At 51.5% G+C, this 19,787-nt stretch carries 19 protein-coding genes and 3 tRNA genes; 19 read left to right on the top strand and 3 right to left on the bottom strand.

Going from position 1 to position 19,787, the window contains the following annotated elements; all coding sequences use genetic code 11:
* The first annotated feature begins 124 nt into the window (after positions 1–124).
* The 3 genes from K6V98_RS01440 to K6V98_RS01430 all read left to right on the top strand — a co-directional run bounded on the left by K6V98_RS01440 (position 125) and on the right by K6V98_RS01430 (position 3,742).
* The gene (locus tag K6V98_RS01440) at positions 125–493 is read left to right on the top strand and encodes a DUF956 family protein (protein ID WP_222198738.1); all 369 of its coding nucleotides are present in this window, start codon (positions 125–127) and stop codon (positions 491–493) included.
* 137 nt (positions 494–630) lie between these two features.
* On the top strand, positions 631–2,910 hold the full coding sequence (locus tag K6V98_RS01435; protein WP_222198737.1) for a GAF domain-containing SpoIIE family protein phosphatase: 2,280 nt from the start codon (positions 631–633) through the stop codon (positions 2,908–2,910).
* Between the two features lie 88 nt (positions 2,911–2,998).
* Entirely contained in the window at positions 2,999–3,742 is a 744-nt protein-coding gene (locus tag K6V98_RS01430; RefSeq protein ID WP_222198735.1) for an anti-sigma factor antagonist, read from the top strand.
* A gap of 228 nt (positions 3,743–3,970) precedes the next feature.
* On the opposite strand, the gene K6V98_RS01425 is transcribed toward K6V98_RS01430, so the two are convergent.
* Positions 3,971–4,044, bottom strand: a tRNA-Cys gene (locus K6V98_RS01425).
* A gap of 41 nt (positions 4,045–4,085) precedes the next feature.
* A tRNA-Gly gene (locus K6V98_RS01420) sits at positions 4,086–4,161 on the bottom strand.
* 286 nt (positions 4,162–4,447) lie between these two features.
* Between K6V98_RS01420 and K6V98_RS01415 the strand changes: the two genes are divergently transcribed.
* The 13 genes from K6V98_RS01415 (at position 4,448) to folB (ending at position 15,166) form a co-directional block, all read left to right on the top strand.
* Positions 4,448–4,522 (top strand) — tRNA-Val (locus K6V98_RS01415).
* Between the two features lie 69 nt (positions 4,523–4,591).
* Positions 4,592–4,840 carry a ribbon-helix-helix domain-containing protein gene (locus tag K6V98_RS01410; protein WP_222198734.1) on the top strand — a complete coding sequence of 83 codons (249 nt, stop codon included), beginning with the start codon at positions 4,592–4,594 and terminating at the stop codon, positions 4,838–4,840.
* Positions 4,841–5,327: 487 nt separating this feature from the next.
* Positions 5,328–7,550, top strand: a complete 2,223-nt coding sequence (nrdD, locus tag K6V98_RS01405) for an anaerobic ribonucleoside-triphosphate reductase (protein ID WP_222198732.1) — start codon at positions 5,328–5,330, stop codon at positions 7,548–7,550.
* 96 nt (positions 7,551–7,646) lie between these two features.
* Positions 7,647–8,228, top strand: coding sequence for an anaerobic ribonucleoside-triphosphate reductase activating protein (nrdG, locus tag K6V98_RS01400; protein ID WP_222198730.1), 582 nt, complete (start codon positions 7,647–7,649; stop codon positions 8,226–8,228).
* A 185-nt stretch (positions 8,229–8,413) separates the two neighbouring features.
* Positions 8,414–9,253: a PTS mannose/fructose/sorbose/N-acetylgalactosamine transporter subunit IIC gene (locus tag K6V98_RS01395; RefSeq protein ID WP_222198729.1), complete on the top strand. Its 840-nt coding sequence runs from the start codon at positions 8,414–8,416 to the stop codon at positions 9,251–9,253.
* 3 nt (positions 9,254–9,256) lie between these two features.
* Positions 9,257–10,114 carry a PTS system mannose/fructose/sorbose family transporter subunit IID gene (locus tag K6V98_RS01390; RefSeq protein ID WP_306792654.1) on the top strand — a complete coding sequence of 286 codons (858 nt, stop codon included), beginning with the start codon at positions 9,257–9,259 and terminating at the stop codon, positions 10,112–10,114.
* Between the two features lie 14 nt (positions 10,115–10,128).
* Entirely contained in the window at positions 10,129–10,668 is a 540-nt protein-coding gene (locus K6V98_RS01385; protein ID WP_222198728.1) for a PTS sugar transporter subunit IIB, read from the top strand.
* The gene (locus K6V98_RS01380; RefSeq protein ID WP_222198727.1) at positions 10,661–11,752 is read left to right on the top strand and encodes an SIS domain-containing protein; all 1,092 of its coding nucleotides are present in this window, start codon (positions 10,661–10,663) and stop codon (positions 11,750–11,752) included. The genes K6V98_RS01385 and K6V98_RS01380 overlap by 8 nt, the downstream gene beginning before the upstream one ends.
* Before the next feature lie 90 nt (positions 11,753–11,842).
* The gene (locus tag K6V98_RS01375) at positions 11,843–12,274 is read left to right on the top strand and encodes a PTS sugar transporter subunit IIA (protein WP_222198725.1); all 432 of its coding nucleotides are present in this window, start codon (positions 11,843–11,845) and stop codon (positions 12,272–12,274) included.
* A 171-nt stretch (positions 12,275–12,445) separates the two neighbouring features.
* Positions 12,446–13,204, top strand: a complete 759-nt coding sequence (locus tag K6V98_RS01370) for a GntR family transcriptional regulator (protein ID WP_306792653.1) — start codon at positions 12,446–12,448, stop codon at positions 13,202–13,204.
* A gap of 188 nt (positions 13,205–13,392) precedes the next feature.
* A complete protein-coding gene (gene folE / locus K6V98_RS01365; protein ID WP_222198724.1) occupies positions 13,393–13,959 on the top strand; it encodes a GTP cyclohydrolase I FolE in 567 nt (188 codons plus the stop codon).
* Complete coding sequence (locus K6V98_RS01360) at positions 13,956–14,669, top strand: HD domain-containing protein (RefSeq protein WP_222198723.1); 714 nt, start codon at positions 13,956–13,958, stop codon at positions 14,667–14,669. Before folE ends, K6V98_RS01360 begins: the two co-directional genes overlap by 4 nt.
* Positions 14,670–14,677: 8 nt before the next feature.
* Complete coding sequence (gene folB / locus K6V98_RS01355; protein ID WP_222198722.1) at positions 14,678–15,166, top strand: dihydroneopterin aldolase; 489 nt, start codon at positions 14,678–14,680, stop codon at positions 15,164–15,166.
* A 4-nt stretch (positions 15,167–15,170) separates the two neighbouring features.
* Here folB and K6V98_RS01350 read toward each other — a convergent pair whose 3' ends face one another.
* On the bottom strand, positions 15,171–15,851 hold the full coding sequence (locus K6V98_RS01350) for a M48 family metallopeptidase (protein WP_222198721.1): 681 nt from the start codon (positions 15,849–15,851) through the stop codon (positions 15,171–15,173).
* 141 nt (positions 15,852–15,992) lie between these two features.
* Between K6V98_RS01350 and K6V98_RS01345 the strand changes: the two genes are divergently transcribed.
* The 3 genes from K6V98_RS01345 to K6V98_RS01335 all read left to right on the top strand — a co-directional run bounded on the left by K6V98_RS01345 (position 15,993) and on the right by K6V98_RS01335 (position 19,733).
* Positions 15,993–16,421, top strand: a complete 429-nt coding sequence (locus tag K6V98_RS01345; RefSeq protein WP_222198720.1) for an FKBP-type peptidyl-prolyl cis-trans isomerase — start codon at positions 15,993–15,995, stop codon at positions 16,419–16,421.
* Between the two features lie 540 nt (positions 16,422–16,961).
* Entirely contained in the window at positions 16,962–17,738 is a 777-nt protein-coding gene (locus K6V98_RS08650) for a metalloregulator ArsR/SmtB family transcription factor (RefSeq protein ID WP_306792652.1), read from the top strand.
* Positions 17,739–17,792: 54 nt separating this feature from the next.
* Positions 17,793–19,733 carry a heavy metal translocating P-type ATPase gene (locus K6V98_RS01335; protein ID WP_442779682.1) on the top strand — a complete coding sequence of 647 codons (1,941 nt, stop codon included), beginning with the start codon at positions 17,793–17,795 and terminating at the stop codon, positions 19,731–19,733.
* Positions 19,734–19,787: the final 54 nt, after the last annotated feature.

The following is a 19,787-nucleotide window of genomic DNA, read 5'->3' as shown; positions in this document are numbered from 1 at the left end:
GCCTGTACCTGCTCACAGCTCATGAGCTCTTAGTTTTATGGTTCGCCCGTCGCTCTCGTTTCTCGGTATGCACGTGCATACGGAAGGGGAGCGGCGGTGCAACATTTTGGGAAGGTTGTTCCAGATGGTTCAGTCTCAAAACGCAAAGGTTGAGTACAGTGCCTCGGCCACGTTTCTTTCAGGCATTTTTTCTTATGGAAAGGTGCTTTTGGGAGATAAGAGTTTTGAGTTCTATAATGACCGTAATCCGCAGGACTTCATCCAGATTCCGTGGACTGAGATTGACCATGTAGAGGTCTCCGTACTCTTTGGAGGTCGTGTACTGCCGCGCTTTTGCATTATTACGCGCGAAGGCAGCAAATTTGCATTCTCTTGTAGGGACAATAAGGCATGTTTGCGCGCTATGCGCCAACACGTGCCCGAAGATCGTCTCGTGCGCGCCTTAAGCCCGATCGATGTCGTAAAAGGCCTACTTCGCTCGCGTGCACGGTAAAACACAACGGAATAATCTATTTGAGTCTGCTGGCTTGCCGCTACGGCATATCCGCGTGAGGGTGCGACCGAGCGCGTTTTGCCGTAACCTAGATACGTTCGCCGATCTTGCAAGACTTATCCCGTGAGGAGGCGCTCGTGGAAGCGTTAGCAGAGAAGTGGTTCGCAGAGATCTCACGCTTGGTAGAGATTACGAGTGACGCAGTTGCTCTCTGTGCAAGCGACGGCACGATATTGCACGTGAATCGTCAGCTCTTGGGGATCTTGCATGGTAGACGTGCGGGTATTGTGGGATCAGACATTAAAGATCTCCTGTTTAGCAAAGCCTTTGAGCGCTCGAATCACAAGCCTCCGTTTAGCTGTGATGGAGTGGATAATTCTTTAATGCTCAAGCTCGTAGATGGCTCCTTTGTGCCCGTGCGGGTTCGTGCTCTAAAAATTGCTGGCAAGCGATTCGCACTTGCTCCTGAGCGGCGCGATCGTGAGCGCTTGCTTGTGGTGATCAAAAGTCTTGAAGAAGATTATGCTCGCGACCGGCAAACACGTCGGCTCTTGGGGCAGCTGCAGGCGGCGAATAAGCGCCTCTCAGGTACCTTATCGATCATCATGTCTACTATGGGCACAAAGGATATGCCCCATCTTTTAGATGCTGTTTTAAATAAGCTGGTCGATACCTTAGATGCCGATGGAGCCACCATCTATTTGGCAGAATCGGGCGGCTTTAAGCTCCGGGGGGTTTCCCAAGGTCTGAGTCATGATGCGGTGCGCCCTCCCGATTTTATTCCGTTGGGCTCAGGCGTTGCGACCTATGTGCTGCATGCGGGCGAGGCGCGCCGGCTTTCAGTGGTCTCTACTGGGTCGGGCAAGCGCATGGGCACACTCTACGATCTTGATACCAGGCAGTCGGCATCGCTGCACATGCAAGATGCCCCGCCCTTTCATACACTCGCTGCGGTGCCTATCTTTTTTGGGACACAGGTCTTAGGCATCTTGGAGCTTGGCTGGATGCGGCCAACAACTCCACGCACCAGTGATGTGAGCGTGCTAGAGGTAGTCTGCGATTATCTTTCCATTGAGCTGGTAGAAGTGGTGAGCGCCATGCGCGCGCGCCGGATTGGTGAGCTTACGCGCTCCCTTGATCGTCTGCGCGATATCTTGTTTGCCTCAGGCTCGGATCGAGCAGGGGCGCAAGCAGCCATGCTGCGCGAGGTTTGCGAGATCCTTGGGTGTGAGGTGTATCCGGTTGCCTATGATCCCGATCTTGATTGCCAAGCGGTTGCGTGTGACCCAGATTGCCGTCTCGCACTTTCTGGAAGCATAGAAGATATTTTCTTTTCGGTGCGCACACCTGCTTCAATAACGGGCATTCCAAACGATCACAGTGCATTTAGTACAAGCGCTTCAGATGAGCCTGGTTCTGTGAGGCTGGTGCGCGTTGATCACAGTACGCCAGCTGGGTGTCTTCTGTCCTCACGTGGCCTGCCGTACCAGGGTATTTTTATTGATTTAGGAGAAGATGGGACGGGTCGCTCAACCTTTGGCGGCGAGGGCGCACACGGTCCGTGGCGTCGGATGCTGTTCCTTCGCCGTGCAGGACAAGAGCCCATCGATGACGTGGAGTTTGACTATCTTGAGCGCTTGATGCGCGACTATGAGGCAATCGATGTTGGTGCACGCTCCAAAGAATCCGACCGGCGCATTGCTCAGACCCTTCAGATTGGCATGAGAAGCTCACTTGCTCAGGTTCCAGGCATTGTGGCTGATGCTCTGTATTCATCTGCAACAAAGCATGCGCTGGTGGGAGGAGATTTTTACACGATGCTTCGTTTGCCCGATGAGCGTGCGGTCATGATCTTAGGCGATGTTTCGGGAAAAGGCGTTGAATCGGCCTCCATGTCTGCCATGGCAACAACAGCTCTTACTGCCTACGCTTGGGAGGGCATGACGCCTACTGGCATGGTTTCCTCGCTCAACCGCATGCTCACGGCCTTCTCGCGGGTTGAGGCCTTCTTAACGGTCTTTGTGGTCAAGATCGATCTTCGCGCCCGTATTGCTGCGTATTGCTCAGCAGGGCATCCCCCTTCAATGGTGTTGAGTCACGATGGGGAGGTGGAGATGCTCACTACGCAATCAGGCGTGGTGGGAGCTTTTGAGAGTATGCGCTATGAGAGCGGATCGTTTACCTTTTCGCCCGGAGACATACTTTTCATGTATACCGATGGAGTGATTGAGGCGAGAGACGCTGCAGGCGGTTTTTTTGGAGAGCAGCGCCTGCGTGAGATCTTATTGAATGAATCGGCTGCCGGCGTGCATGGTCTGTGCCGTAAGGTTTTGCACGAGCTCGATACCTTCTCAGGCGCTTCGCTCGACGACGATGTTGCGATGGTTGCCTTACGGCTCGACGGTATTGATGCGTAGGCGATGTACGCTCAGAAGTTGAAGGCGAGCGCGCGTGAGCTTCTTAGGTTGATGTTTGATTGCGGCTCTCTTAGGGAACCATAGCAGTATGAGTGAGGCTAGCGACATATCGGTCATCGTGCCTGCAGGAGACATTGATCTAACGACGGTGCCTGCCTTGCGCGAGCATCTGAATGCGGTGGTTCAGGCGCGCGTACGCCGTGTGCTTATTGGGTGTCAAAATGTCAGCTTTATTGATTCGAGTGGCTTGGCGCTTCTGCTGTGTCATGCGCGAAAGATGGCTGCCTATGGCGGCATGCTTTCGCTCGCCAATGCATCTGAGCCGCTCGCACGTATTTTTCAGATTGCCCGCTTGAGCGATATTTTGCATGTGACGCGAGCGGATCGGCCGCCTGTGCCTATGCTTGAGCAAGATGCCATGCCGTGGTGGAGCCGCACGGTTCGGGTGCATCCTGGAGTTGAGCACTTGGGTGCCTCCCGCAGGCGCGTAGCGGATTTGTTGGTAGGCTTGCCCCTTGATGAAGAGGGGAAGTTTGATACGGCTCTGGCGTGCGGGGAGGCGCTTTCAAACGCGCTTGATCATACCGATGGCTCTGGCTGCCTGTTGACACTTCGTGCCTTTGACGATCGTGTAGTTATTGAGGTGCGCGATTGCGGCTGTGGTTTTGAGATTGCTGATGATGAGTTGCCCGTTGAGAGCGAAGAGCGGGGCAGAGGGATTCGGCTTATGCGCATGCTGATGGATCGCGTTGAGGTAATGAAGCGCAAAGACGCTGAATCTGGCACCTGCGTGCGACTCATAAAACTTTTTCGTCGCGATCCTGTAGCGTGAGGGGTGTGTTGGGTCTTGCACGTGTAGGAGTGTGTGTAGCGTTGGCACAGGCGTGATGATGCGCAGCGTGATGATACGAGGTGCTCAGGGTGATGATGCGCAAAAGGGTTTCTGCAGCGTGGCGACGTTTACTGTGATAGCGCCCGTCGTGACGGCACCTGCAGCAGATCAGAGGCAAAACGAAAAAGCTCAGAGGTATTTTGCTACCCCTGAGCTTTGAGCATGCTATGGAGGCGACGCCCGGATTCGAACCGGGGGTAAAGGCTTTGCAGGCCTCTGCCTTACCGCTTGGCCACGTCGCCGATGAAAAAGGCCGATCTCTCAACCGGCCCTTCACATGCGATGGAGCGGACAACGGGGCTCGAACCCGCGACCCCAACCTTGGCAAGGTTGTGCTCTACCAACTGAGCCATGTCCGCTTGCGAGAAAGTAATATACGCGATTGAGCTATTGGGTGCAAGCGGCAAATTAAAATTATCGGGATCCCTTGAAGATTAAGGCGCGCAAGCGCTCAGCTTAGCGGTCAATACTCACTTACAGCCTTGAAGAAGGATGCACATCTGGAAGACCGTTAGCTTTTCTTCGATTGCAAACGCAAGCCATGGTTGCCAAGGTGTTCGGGTCATCTTTTTCTGGCGGAGCCCTTTACAGGTTACAAGCTGATCAGGTATAGTAGCTCCCGCGCTATGCGCGCGTGGATCTGCTGGGCGTTTAGCTCAGGGGGAGAGCGCTTCCCTGACACGGAAGAGGTCACAAGTTCAAATCTTGTAACGCCCACCAGCGCCACGTAAAAGCCGGGATTTTCCCGGCTTTTTTGTTTTTAGCTGCTGCTAACAGAAGGAGGTAGCTGTGGCGGAGTATAAGCTTGCAAACGGTTCGGTGATCACGGACGACGATATTAATCAGCTGTGTCAAGAGTTTGAAACTGAGTCTTGGGTTGGCCGTTTGGAGCGCATCCACGTGGGGCCTGCTGCTGTGGCCGATGAGCCTTTAGTGTCAGTTACGATCAAATTTCCCGAGTCGATGGTTGCAGCTATTGATGCAAAGACTAAGAATCGCTCAGACTTTATACGCAAAGCGGTAGCAGCACTGTTGTAAAAGCGCTTTGCTCGTTTTCGGCATGGCTTCGAAGCTCAATCGATTCTCAGGTGGCCTTTCTACCGCTACTAGAGGATCCCTAGAGCCTTTGAATCGTGAAGGTTCCATCAAGGCAAAATGTGCTTGCAATATGCGCTTCGAGCATGGCTGCAGGTAGAAGCTTGTTCGTACATTCAAGCTGTCTCAGACAATATGTAAGCCATCCTCATCAATCTCAGATATTTCAGCCCTTCTACCTGTCGAAACACAATATGTAGTATTGAGACTCCCTAAAACCTACCGCATATGGTGAGCTAAATGCAGTACCATAGAGAGGTCTTTCAGAGCTGAAAAGCCTGAAAGACCTGCCGCCTCATCTGCGCAAGCGCGTGTCTGTCCGATTGGCGGCCTAACATCAATGAAGCGCGTGGATCTCAAGCTCTCCCGCTTTGTCGAGGAGAGTTTCGCATCTGCGCTGTAGAGGAACTACGTGGGAAGGGGATCTGCGGTGAAGATCATTAAGCGCAGTGGTGCCGAGGTCGAGTTCGACATCGAGAAGATCGTCAATGCCATTAAGGGTGCAAATCGTGAAGCGCAAGAGTCTGCCCGCTTAACCCCGCGCGAGATTGAGTTTGCCGCTGCCAATGTAGAGGACGCCTGCGAGGTTGCTGGTCATACCGTTTCGGTTGAAGAGATTCAAGACCTGGTAGAAAACGAGCTCATGCGTCTCGGTCGCTTTGAGGTGGCTCGCCGCTACATTATCTACCGTTATCTCCAGAGCTTAAAGCGCACAAAGAACACAACGGATGACAAGATCTTGTCTCTCATTGAGTGCAATAACGAAGAGGTTAAGCAGGAGAACTCAAATAAGAATCCTACGGTCAACTCAGTGCAGCGCGACTATATGGCCGGTGAGGTCTCAAAGGATCTGACACAGCGTGTGCTTTTGCCTGCCGAGGTAGTGGAGGCTCATAACGAGGGCATCATTCACTTCCACGACTCTGACTACTTTGCTCAGCACATGCACAACTGCGATCTGGTGAATTTAGATGACATGCTGCAAAACGGCACGGTGATCTCGGGCACTCTGATCGAGCGCCCGCACAGCTTCTCTACGGCGTGCAATATTGCTACTCAGATTATTGCCCAGGTGGCGTCGTGCCAGTATGGTGGCCAGTCCATCTCGCTCACGCATCTTGCTCCATTTGTAGACGTGAGCCGCAAAAAGATTCACGGCCAGGTTGTGCGAGAGCTTGAGAGTCTGGGTGTTGATGCAAGTGCAGAGAAGATCTCTGAGGTGGTAGAGGAGCGTCTGCGCGATGAGATTCGCCGAGGTGTGCAGACCATTCAGTACCAAGTGGTAACCCTGATGACCACGAATGGCCAGGCTCCGTTTGTAACGGTATTTATGTACCTGAACGAGGCGCGTGATGAGGCTGAGAAGCGCGACCTGGCAATGATCATCGAAGAGACGCTTCGCCAGCGCTATGAGGGCGTGAAGAATGAGTCTGGCGTGTGGGTAACTCCGGCCTTCCCAAAGCTTATCTACGTGCTTGAAGAAGACAATATTGCCGAAGGTACGCCGTACTTCCATCTTACCGAGCTTGCCGCCAAGTGCACCTCAAAGCGGATGGTGCCCGATTACATCTCTGAGAAAAAGATGCGCGAGCTCAAACTCTCCCGTGGCGAAAAGCCCGGCGAGGGAGATACCTATACCTGCATGGGTTGCCGCAGCTTCCTCACGCCCGACCGCTCCGGCAATGGCTATGACAATGTGGCGCGAGCAGGCAACTATGAGCCGGGCAAGCCCAAATACTATGGCCGCTTTAACCAGGGCGTCGTTACCATTAACCTGCCTGACGTGGCACTTTCTTCTGAAGGCGATAAGGATCGCTTCTGGGAGATCTTTGATGAGCGCTTGGAGCTGTGCCATCGCGCCCTGCGCTGCAGGCATGAGCGCCTGAAAGGGACGTTGTCTGACGCGGCGCCGATCCTTTGGCAGTATGGTGCCTTGGCACGCTTGGACAAGGGCGAGCCGATCGACAAGCTGCTCTATGGTGGGTACTCCACGATTAGCCTTGGTTATGCAGGTCTGTATGAATGCGTGCGCTATATGACGGGCGCTTCGCATACCGATCCGGCTGGCACACCCTTTGCCATGCAGGTCATGGAGCACATGAACGAGAAGTGCAACGAGTGGAAGGCCGCAGAGGATATTGATTATTCCATCTACGGTACACCGCTGGAGTCCACAACATATAAGTTTGCCAAGACCTTGCAGCGTCGCTTTGGTGTTGTGCCGGGGGTGACCGATAAGGGCTATATTACCAATAGCTATCACGTACATGTGACTGAAGATATTGATGCCTTCGATAAGCTGGCGTTTGAGAGTCAGTTCCAGCGCCTCTCGCCTGGTGGTGCCATCTCCTATGTTGAGGTGCCCAACATGCAAGATAACCTCAAGGCCGTGCTCCGCGTGATTCAGTACATCTACGACAACATCATGTATGCGGAGCTAAACACGAAGAGCGATTATTGCCAGCAATGCGGCTTTGATGGTGAGATCGCCATTGTGGAAGACGACAATAAGCTGGTATGGGAGTGCCCCAAGTGCGGCAACCGCGACCAAGATACGCTCAATGTTGCTCGTCGTACCTGCGGCTACATTGGTACCCAGTTCTGGAATCAGGGTCGCACCGAAGAGATTCGTGATCGTGTGCTGCATCTCTAGGATCTCAAACGCACGGGAAGGTATTGCGATGCGGGGCTTTGATCGAGATGAGGTCAAGCCCCGCTTGGTATGAGGGAAGTCGTCAAGGGAGTGACGATGAATTACGCCACGATTAAGTATTGCGATATTGCAAATGGTGAGGGTGTGCGCACCTCGTTGTTTGTGTCGGGCTGTCGTCGTGGTTGTCCGTTTTGCTTCAATGAGGCGGCATGGAACTTTAAGGCGGGCACAGCTTTTACGCCTGAGGTAGAAGATCAGATTATCGCGAGCCTTGCTCCTTCGTATATTGATGGCCTTACAGTGCTCGGGGGAGAGCCCATGGAGCCCGAAAATCAGGCTGGTTTGGTGGACTTTTTGGAGCGCGTGCGCAAGGAGTATTCACGGAGCGCAGGCAAGACCATTTGGATCTATACCGGAGATGTGCTGGAGGCAGAACTGCTTGAGGGCGGCAGACATCATACCGAGTTCACTGATCGGATACTGGCGACTGCAGATATTTTGGTTGACGGCCCGTTTGTACAAGAGCTTCATGACATTAGTCTGCGGTTTCGTGGTTCTTCTAACCAGCGGATTATTGACGTGCCAGCAACGCTTGCGCGTATAGCAAACGGTGTAGATCGAGCTCAGGCTGTAGCGCTTTGGCAAGATGATCCGCTCTACGCCGAGCGCGGTATGTAGGCCGTTTGCGCGCGGGTAAGTACTGAAATAAACCCTGTTTTCTCAAAATAAAGACCGTGTACCGAGTAAAGCATGCCGTTTATCCACTTTCTTATTATGTAATATTGTAATAACAATATACTGAAGATGCCGACATCGGAAAGAAGGGTACTAACGGTGCCCGTGTCCGAATGGAAGGAGTGCACATGATTTCTTTCTGGCAGGCAGCACTAATTGGACTGGTTGTGGTTGCAACGCAGCTTGATGGCCAGGTGCTTGGCGAGTGTAAATTGAGAGAACCAATCGTTACTGGCTTTCTCGTTGGGCTCATTCTCGGTGATGTGACCAAAGGACTCATCATCGGTGCACAGATGCAGCTTATGTGGATGGGTGCAACTGCAATTGGACCTACAGCCGGCCTGGATATTGGAACGGGTGGAACTATCGGCGTTGCTGTGGCACTTGCTACAAATACCGGTGTTGAGAGTGCGATTATGTTTGGTGTTCCCGTTTCAGTCATTATGCAGTTTGTTAATACCTTGCTCATGACGCTGTTTTCTGGAGCGATGCTGCTGGCAGATCGTGAGGTTGAGCGTCTCAACTTTAAGGCTTTGGTTTTCATACATCTTGGCTGCACCGTACTGTTAGCCCTGATGTACTGGGGACTTACATTCATGCTGATGTTTTTCGGAAGTGGCTTGATTGATCAAATCGTTGGCGGTCTTCCTGATTGGATGTCGCGTGGTCTGAATGGAATCGCAGCTTTGCTTCCAGCGCTTGGTTTTGCACTGCTGATGCGAATCATCATGAATGGATCCTTGTGGGCATACTTCATCCTCGGCTTTATCCCTGCCGCATTTGTCGGTACAGATATCAATATGGTTGGAATGGCGGCCGTGGCGCTCGCAATTGCGATCATCATTTTCCAGATTCGTTCTGAGCGATCGCCTCGTCCATTAGAAAGCAATGTATACGTGCAAGAGCCTAATTCCTTGGGGGAGTCTACACAGTCTCGCATTGCCTCTGATGAAGAGTGGGAGGATTAAATAATGACTGCTCATAATGCTATGGATGAACGAGAGGTAACGGGTAAGCCTGATTCAAAGCTGACCAGCGCAGACTTTAGAAGCGTAACCTTGCGCAGTCTTGCGCTCATGTCTTCGTTTAACTACGAGAGAATGCAGGCGCTTGGATTTCTTTATGGTATTGGTCGGCCGCTTCGCAAGATCTATGCAGGTGATAATGAGGGACTTCGGGAGGCTATGCGTCGTCATATGGCGGCATTTAATATGACCTGCGCCCCTTCAACATTTGTTATGGGTATCGCGTTAGCAATGGAGGAAATGTACGCCGCAGATCGTTCAATTGATAGGTCTGGGGTAAATGCGATCAAAGTCTCGCTTATGGGACCGCTCTCAGGCATCGGTGATACATTCTTTTGGGGAATCTTTAGAATTCTTGCCTGTTCGCTCGGTGTAAGCTTTGCTGCGCAGGGTAATCCTATAGCGCCATTCATTCTTCTTCTAGTCTTTAACGTTCCCAATATGCTTGTTCGCTGGTTTGGTGTCCAGCTTGGATATCATCGTGGATCCGAGCTGATTGAACGGCTCGAGCGTGGTGGACAAATGAAGCTCGTTACGCATTGCGCGGGGATTATCGGGGCTATTTCAATCGGTACCATGATTGCTATGTGGGTCTCGATTACCTGCCCACTGACGTTTGCTATTGGCGATATGCAAATCATCATCCAAGAATATCTTGATCAGATCATTCCAAAGTTACTACCACTTGTTGCAACACTTTCAGTGTATGGCGCTCTAAAACGCAACATCAAGGTACCTCTAATCATTGCCGCTCTTGTAATTCTTGGTTTTGGGTTGGGTGTTTGCGGCGCTGTGGCTATGTAGAGGAGGGTAGAGTTATGGCAATTGTAGATGTGCGAATAGATGATCGTTTGATTCATGGACAGGTTTGCAGCTATTGGATTCCGTATCATTCGGTTGATCGTATCGTCATAGTTGATGACGGTATTGCTCATGATGAAATGAGAAAGACTGCCTTGAGGTTTGGCTGTCCTGGAGAATGTAAGCTTTCAATTTTTACCGCAGAAAAAGCAGCCACAAAGCTTGCTGCACGGCTTGATCGTGGGATTAATGTCATGGTGCTATGTGCCACCCCGCAGCCTCTGGTTGATATGGCAGATGAAGGATTTGCTGTTCAACAGGTGACTGTAGGAAATATGTCTACCAAGCCATGCGCTCGGCAGATTAGAAAAACGGTTTTCGTTTCTCCTCAAGAGGTGCGTGCGTTTTCAGAGCTAGCATCTCGCGGAATTCGTATCTATGATCAGATGATTCCAAACGCGCAGCGAGAAGATATTACGGCTCTTTTTCAACCGGGCGGCGAAGGTCTGAAATTTGAGCAGGATGAGATGAGAAATAAAGGGGTCAATGATGGGTGAGAAGAAGCAAACGGTATTGGATAACATCAATTATCAGCCGACAGTGCTGCCTGAGGTGTTTGACCGCAGAGCTCTATTTACAGAGCCATTCGTCTCGCTGCTTCAAAGTCGGGATATTAAAAAGGTTGTATTTTTGGGATCGGGCACTTCATACAATGTGTCACAGATTGCTGCCTATTACATGCAGCATTTGGCAGGGATGGATGCAGAAGCTTGCTATCCCACAGTCTTTTGCAATTATGATCGTTTGAGTTGCGCTGGGACTGTACCACCCGAGAACGTGCTTCTTGTTGGAATTAGCCAATCGGGCACTTCTGTTTCAACCTGTCGTGCGATGGCAGAAGGGCACTCTCTTGGATATGCAACCGTAGCGATAACAGGAGATCTGCATAGTAAGATTACACAGTATGTCGATCTAATGGTGCCTTTGCTTGTGGGAGAAGAGCTGACTCCTCCAGAGACGAAAGGCTATACCGTTTCAGTATTGAGCGTATATCTTTGGGCGCTTGCTGTGGCTCATAATCGTGGCACGCTGAGTGAATTGCAGTTTACAGAGCTAATGAAAGAACTGAAAAACCTCCTACAGGGATTTCAAGATGTTCTTACACAGAGCCTGAATTTCTTTGAGAGAAATAAAGCGTCTTTGGTGAGCAGTGAGAGAATTTATATATTGGGCTACGGTATCGATTACGGTTCCATGCTTGAAGGGGTTCTAAAAGTTGGCGAAATGCTCAGAGTCCCGGTTATTGGCTACGAACTAGAAGAATATGTTCATGGGCCATTTATGGCGATTCGAGATAACCAGACGATCATTTTAATTGGATCTGATGAGGCTGAATTTGATCGTATGTTGACGTTTCGGGAGACGTTTAAAAAATACACGCCGCGAGTTCACGTGCTCACAACGCAAGAGATAGATAGCGATGAGCGCGATCTTGTATTTAGCCAAAACGTGAGCAAATGGGTCGGTCCCTTACTCTTTACCGTTCCATTTCAGTATCTAGCTGCTGCTGGTGCGAAAAGTATTTACATCGATACCGGGATTGATCCAACTGATGAACTCCTTGCTCATTATCGTGCGTAGTGTCTGAATTTCATCACAGGCGTTTGGTTGGAGGGCTGTTGGTCTTTAGGTAAAAGCATTGAACGCCTGCATCGCAGTCGGGAGCATGCCATGATAAGGCTAGTCGTTATAGGCCATGGAACGTTTGCATCAGGACTTGTAAGTGCAATCGAGCTTATCTTTGGATCAAGATCATATATCGAAGTCGTCGAGTTTCAGGATGGAGAGACAAAGCGTGAGTTAGACACCAAGGTTGATCTGGCACTGAAGTGTTCGTCGGAAGGTGAACGTATTATTGCTTTGTGCGACGTGTTGCAAGGGAGTCCATTTCAGTCAATTGCCGTGCAGGCACTCTCTCGCAAAGACATGAGAGTCGTATTCGGAGTTAATCTCCCTATGCTGATTGAATGTGTCTCCATGATTGAGGCAGGGGAAAGCGATGCTGACGTTTTGATTGAGCGCATGCTGCTTACAGGACGGGATCAGATCGGTGAATTTGAACCTCGTCTGAGTTCATCTTATCAGGATGATGATTGGAGCTAAGTCCGTACAAAGCTCAGGAAGCATTATGCATGCGTTTGGGTATGCGTTGAATGTAATGTATCAATCCGCTTCTTGTGCTCAGTTAGCGCAGGGAGTGGATTGATCTTTCTTTTGTGGCCGACCTCGAGCTGTCTAGCGTATCCTGTATGCACGATATATAGGCGTACAGATATGGAGTGGATGACAATGGGGTTTGGCTACATCGAGATCGATAGATCTTTGCCGATCCCTCTGTATAAGCAACTTGAGTCGTCAATTATAGAAGCGATAAAAAAAGGCGAGCTAGAGCCGGGAGATAAGTTACCAACAGAAGAGGATCTTGCAGATCGGTTGTCCCTCTCTCGTCCTGTGGTACGACAGGCATACGGATCATTGGTGTCGCAGGGTTTCATATTGAGAGAGCGCGGGCGTGGAAGCTTCGTAAAAGCTCGCAACCTGGGAGACCTCGCAAATAAGATTCTTAGCTTTTCACAAGAGACGCTACTCTTAGGGCATGTGCCTACGACGCGGGTTCTTACATTTGAAAAAACTACTCTGCCGGAATGGGTTGCAGATGGAAAATGCCCTTCCGGCGGGGAATGGTTTTTCCTAGAGCGCCAGCGTTTTGTAGACGGTACTCCATCAGTGTATCTGAGCACATGGGTGCCAGCTGATCGTTTCCCTGCGCTTATCGAATATGACTTTGCTGCGCACTCTCTATATGCCACCCTCGATGAGCTGTATTCCGTTCATCCTTCACTTGCAGAACGGTCCGTATGGGCGGAGCTTGCTCATGTCAAAGTTGCTGAGATGCTAAAAATTCCTGAGCAGTCGGCAGTTGCCATGATGAAAAGCTATGTATACGACGCAGACCGAAATCTATTTGAGATCAGTATTGAAGCTTTTCCTGGAGATAAGACTCGATTTAATTTTGAAGTTCGTTCTGACTAACGAAGGCCGCTCGTGTGAGCCGTGGTTTGCAGCACGCTTTGTTTACATGGGTTTTGGTGTTCGATATTAGGTATTAGCTCGAGCGCGGCGTGCTTGCGTTGCCCATGACGTTGATACCGTGCTCATGCTGATCGGGCGGCTTGACCGTGGTACCATGCCTGCATCTGTGATGGTCAAAAGGAGTGGATATGGTCGATCAGGAGAAGGTTGAGCGGGCGACGCGGCTCTTGCTTGAAGGCATTGGAGAGGATCCCACGCGCCCAGGGCTCATCGAGACTCCTGAACGCGTTGCTCGTATGTATACAGAGCTTTTGGCCGGTATGAATTCCGACGCTTCAGAGTATCTCGTCCGCACCTTCCCGGTTGGTGCAAATGATCTTGTCATTGAGAGTCATATTCCGTTTTATTCGCTTTGTGAGCATCATCTGCTGCCGTTTTTTGGCACCGTCTCGATTGGTTATGTGTCTAACAAAAAGGTGGCAGGTCTCTCTAAGCTTGCACGTACGGTAGAGACCTTCGCCCGTCGTCTCCAGCTGCAAGAACGCTTAACTGCAGAAATCGCCGATGCCGTAATGCAGCACTTGACTCCACAGGGAGCCATCGTTTGTATAGAAGCTGAGCATATGTGCATGGCCATGCGTGGAGTTCAAAAGCCAGGTGCAATTACATCTACACTGGCACGGCGCGGGATTTTTGAGACTGATCGCGACCTAGAGCAGCGCTTCTTTGCCATGTTGAATCAGCGCCATTCATGATTGAGAGCAAGCGCGATTTGAGCAGTCTTTCAGCGCCTGCTCAAGCTATGCCTCGTGTTGAGGCAATTTGGCAGCATCCAATCTTTCAGCGTGAACTTTCGCGGATTGATCACTTAGAAGCTGATCGTCGGTTTTGCAAGCACGACCTTACACACCTGCTCGATGTTGCTCGGGTCGCCTTGATTCGGCTGTATGAGCTTGAGATCGTACTGCCGCGAGATGTGGTGTATGCTGCTTCGTTTTTGCATGATATTGGACGTGCAGAACAGTATGAACGAGGGATTCCGCATGATCGCGCTGGGGCTACGTTAGCAGCAAAAATCTTAGCCACTCTGCCTTCGCACGCTCAGTTTTCGAGTGATGAGGCGCACCAAATCTTAAGAGCGATTCGCCATCATCGCTCTCAGGCGGTGCCACCCAAAACGTGTGCAGATATGAAAGTAGAAGACGCAGACGCGCGCGTGTGTGGTACGGATGCAAACTCAGATACTCAATCCAAGGCCAAGTATGATCCGAGTGCACGTTTTGAGCGCTCAACTGCACCAGAGTACGGTACCGACACGGCTCTTAGTGGCACACTTGTTCCTGAAGATGTGCTTGCCCAGGTCATCGCATGGGCAGATAAAGCCTCGCGTCCTTGCTATGCTTGTCCTGCTCGTGAAGTATGTAAATGGCCAGATGAGCGGAAGAATTTGAGTCCAAGTATTTAGGAGGTTTCATGTCTCAGCATCAATTGCCGGAACGTGTGAATTCTGACGGCCGAGCAGATCTTGCCCGCGCAAAGGAAAGCCTTCCAATTAATATCCATCCCATCGCTCCCGCTCAGACTCTTGAGCTTTCCGGTATCGATAAGATTTTGATCGAAGGACTTGAGGTCTTTGCCAATCATGGGGTATATCCCGCAGAAAATGAGCTTGGTCAGAAGTTTGTAGTCTCCTTAACGCTTTTTGCTGATTTAGTTGCTGCAGGCAAAAACGATGATCTCACCCAGTCCATTGATTATGGCGAAGTCTGCTCAGGTGTTGATACCTTATTGCGCAAACATACCTTCAAGCTCATTGAGGCCGCTGCTGAGCATGTAGCTACTTGGATTTTGACCATGTATCCTAGCGTGCGAGGCGTGCGAGTAAAGATTGAAAAGCCCTGGGCTCCGGTGGGTTTGCCGCTCACTTCTTGTGGTGTAGAAATAGAGCGTATTCGCCGGTAATAAGCTACGTCTGCTCAGCTGCAATTTCCCATGCTGAGCGCTTGAGTTGTGCGAGAGTCGTTGCGCTTTCAGCGCACCAGGCGTTCAAGATCTCATGAAAGCGCGTATTGTGGCTCGGTTCTTTGAGATGCGCGAGTTCATGAAAGATAACGGCGACAAGGCAGTCAGGTGGGTATGCGGCAAGCCGGGCGTTAATACGGATTGCACCTAAGCGTGGCGTGCACGAGCCCCAACGAGAGCTCATAGTGCGAATACTCCACGACGTTGCGGCAACGCCACTGTGCCGCTCTGCCGCTCGTGCGAGCTCTGGTAGGCGGCGTCCCATCTCTTGCTTGTAGATCTGATCGATTGTGTGCTCATCATCTGGCGCGACATGGTTCGGCAGGTTGCAAAGCTTGCCCCAAAGTGGAAATTTTCCGCTTCCTGCCTGTTCCTTTGCACGTGTAAGCGCAGCTCGTTTTTGCTCCTGCTCTGCCAGGCGTGAAGCAATCCAATACAGATGTGCGTTTAAAAATTGCTGGATACGCTCGCTCGAGGTTTTAGTAGGCACGCTTGCTGCAAGCGTTCCATTGCGGCGGATGCGCAGATTCATATTGTGCACTAATGCACGGCGCACCGATACAGGAATAGCACCTCGACCAGGTAGATCGACATGGTAAATCTCCGTGTTTGTACGCGCTGGCACCGTACACCTCCATTTCGCCTGCTCGCGTATGGCAAAGCGCGACCACTGTCGCTTTCATGCATTCAAAGCTCTGCTCCGGCAGAGCTGAGTCAATCCTATATAGTTGTTTCGCAACATTCTATAAGCAGAAAGCGGGTTTTCATGTCCAACGATGGCAAGCACGTGAGCGTCCACTACCGAGGCACCTTGGATGACGGCACACAGTTTGATAGTTCCTATGATCGTGGGGAGCCTCTTGCGTTTACTTGTGGCGCTGGTCAGATGATTGCTGGCTTTGATGCTGCGGTGAAGGATATGGCGGTAGGCGAGAAGCGTACGGTTCGAATTCCTGCGGCGGATGCTTACGGCGAGGTGCGCGACGATATGATCTTCAAGATCGCAAAGGCGCATATGCCTGAAGATCAAGATGTTCGCGTAGGCGATCAGCTCTACCTCGCAAGCCCTGATGGTCAGCCATTCCGGGTTAAGGTAACCGAGATTGGCGTTGAGGAAGTCACCCTTGATGCAAATCATGAGCTTGCCGGTGCCGATCTTACGTTTGAAATTGAGCTGCTAAGTTCCGAAGACTAACTTCTGCAAAATACTTAGCCTCCCGTTAGATATTGCTGGGGGAGGTAGGGCAAAGCGCGTAGCTGTTTGAGGGGTATCGATAGAGGTCGGTGCCCCTTTTTGCATGAAAACATGACAAGTTTTGAGAGCTCGTAGCCTGCGTTAGGTCTGAAATGCTCTGATAGGGCAGCCGTGTTTTGTTAGAGCCATCGATGATGATCGGTCTTGCTCGGCATGGTAGCGAGGGGTAGAGGAGCGGTGAGATCTGTAGCTTGCATTGAGAGGGGAGCGGCGAGTCCCATCAGTCTGGGCTGAAAGAGGAGCGGTGAGATCTCGCAGGTGCCTCCGCAGCGCAGCGAGGACAGCACCGAAGAGATCTACAGCGCTCCTCTGAGTCACTTTGCGAGCGCAGCGAGGACAGCACCGAAGAGATCTACGCCGCATCTTATTAAAGCCCGCCAATGCTGGTTCATATCTCATGCCCATCTTGTACACAAAATAACGCGCGGGGTTTATTTCCTTGACATATGAATGATCATTCATATAATGAGATTCAGATATATGAGCGATCGTTCATATGATGGGAGAAACATGGGAGGATCGCATTGGACACCGCCAGTACATTCCACAGATGGCTCGTCTGCTCAGCTACGTACGTCTCGTGATAACGCAACAGACGCGCCCACCGCGCCTGTGTCCACAGCGCCTGCGCCTCAGTCTATAGACCCTCTGCCATCAGAGGAGACGCTGAGCCTGGTGGCCGATTTGTTTCGCATGTTCGCAGATACCACGCGTGTCAAGATTCTCTGCTCGCTGATGGAAGGGGAGCGCGCGGTTCGAGAAATCGCAGAAGCCGTCGGTTCATCACAAAGTGCCGTTTCACATCAGTTGCGAACGCTCCGCCAGGCGCGGCTCGTCAAGTTCCATCGTGAGGGCAGAAGTGTTCTGTACTCGCTTGATGACGATCACGTGAATACCATCATGCGCCAAGGCATGAGCCACGTGATGGAGCTTGCTGCTCTGCGCGAGCTTTCCGATGAGCCTGATGTCAACGCTGTCCAATCAGCTGCTGTAGCAGTTGCTGGTAGTCATGCCGATCAAGAGGGAAGGAATGCAACCATGAGAAAGACGTTTAAGCTCGATGAGATCGACTGTGCTGCTTGTGCCGCCAAGCTTGAGGAGGATCTGGCAGCTGTGGATGGGGTTCAAAAGGTTTCTATCAACTTTATGACGCAAAAGCTCGCACTCGAAGCTGCGGAAAGCAGCTTTAATGAGGTGCTCGATCGCGTGATTGACCGTATTGCTGAGCTGGAGCCAGACTGTGCTGTCTTGGTTTAGAAATACCCCCTCAGGGCAGGAGCACCTCAAAACACGAAGCTAAGGGAGGGCATCGTGGCTAAGAAGCCGGTACGTAAGCGTCGTCGCCGTGAATCGCTTGCTGCTAAGACCAAGCGGATTGGAATTGCACTCGCCATCTTTGCCATCGTCATGATTGCAGACGAAACAGGAGTGCTCACGCACCTCGTTTCCGCTGATGCCGCCTTTTACGTGGTGTCTGCTCTTTATGTCGTGCCCTATCTCATTGCTGGTCACGATGTGCTCTTTCGCGCTGCTCGCAATATTCGCCGGGGCAGCATCTTCGATGAAAACTTCCTCATGGCTGTAGCAACCTTAGGGGCTTTTGCCATGGTCTTTTTCCCAGACTCCTCTCCGCATATGGCAGAGGGTGCGGCTGTGATGCTCTTTTACCAGGTGGGAGAGATCTTCCAAGGCTATGCCGTTGGTAAGAGTCGCAAGTCCATTGCTGCCATGATGGATATTGCACCTGATTTTGCCAATATCGAGCGCGATGGCACGCTGGTTCAGGTTGATCCAGATGAGGTTGCAGTCGGAGACGTTATTGTCGTGAAGCCCGGCGAGCGCGTACCCATCGATGGTGTAGTTGTCAATGGTAGCTCACAGCTTGATACTGCGGCACTCACCGGAGAGTCGGTGCCGCGTCACGTAGAGGTAGGAAACCTCATCATTTCTGGCTGCATTAATATGACTGGTCTCTTGCACGTGAAAACGCAGCGCCCCTTTGGCGAGTCAACGGTGAGCCGCATTCTTGAGCTGGTAGAAAATGCGAGCGAGAAGAAGGCTCGGACGGAGCGTTTCATTACTAGGATTGCCCGTCTCTATACACCGGCGGTTTGCGCGGCAGCTTTGGCCATAGCTCTATTGCCACCGCTTTTTGGCTTAGGTTCAATCAGCGACTGGGTCTTGCGCGGCCTGACGTTTTTAGTGGTGAGCTGCCCGTGTGCCTTGGTGATCAGTGTTCCGCTTTCCTTTTTTGGCGGCATTGGAGGTGCCTCTAAGCTGGGCATTTTGGTAAAGGGCTCAAATTACCTTGAGGCACTTGCAGCGGTCGATACGGTTGTTTTTGATAAGACCGGAACGCTTACTAACGGCACTTTTAATGTGGTGGCAATTCATCCCGAAGCCGGCTTTGACCCCGACTATGTGCTCTCGTTTGCCGCGCACGCCGAGGCCTATTCAGATCATCCCATCGCGCTTTCGGTCAAGGCTGCCTACTCAGGCCCCATTGATGAGACGCGTTTAGAAGGCGTCTCTGAAGAGTCTGGTCACGGCATTGTGGCGCAGGTCGACGAGTATACGGTGCTTGTTGGCAACGATAAGCTCATGCGTGCTCACGAGTCTCATTTTCATGAGTGCAATCTTGCTGGCACCATTTTGCACGTGAGTGTGGATGGCCGCTATGTGGGACATATCGTTATTGCAGATGCGGTAAAAGAAGACGCGTCGCAAGCAATTCAGGAGCTAAAACAGGCAGGAATTGAGCGTACGGTCATGCTGACCGGCGACCGCGCTGAGGTGGCTGCAGCTGTTGCTGCTGAGCTGAAGGTTGATGAGGTAAAGTCCCAGCTTCTGCCTGAAGACAAGGTCGTGGAGGTTGAGCGTCTGCTTGAAGCTGAGGGCGAACATGGACACTTGGCCTTTGTGGGAGATGGTATTAACGACGCTCCGGTGCTTACGCGTGCAGATGTTGGTATTGCCATGGGTGCTATGGGAAGCGACGCTGCCATTGAGGCGGCAGACGTGGTCTTGATGGACGATCGTCCTTCCAATATTGCCCGTGCGATTCGGATTGCCCGCAAAACCATGGGGATCGTCTGGCAAAACATTATTTTTGCCCTCGGTATTAAGCTGCTCATTCTGGTGCTTGCAGCCCTTGGCATGGCTAATATGTGGCTTGCAGTCTTTGGTGATGTTGGCGTGGCAGTTATTGCAATTCTCAATGCGATGCGTGCCATGCGGGTGCGTAATATCTGAGCAGATTCCTAGGATTTTAAGCGGTGAGTGCTTGACCCTGTTCCTACTCTGGGT

The organism is Collinsella ureilytica, from assembly GCF_019795105.1.
Taxonomy (GTDB): Bacteria; Actinomycetota; Coriobacteriia; order Coriobacteriales; family Coriobacteriaceae; genus Collinsella; species Collinsella ureilytica.
The sequence above is the reverse complement of the archived record's forward strand: the minus strand, read 5'-3'. Positions and strand labels throughout refer to the sequence as shown.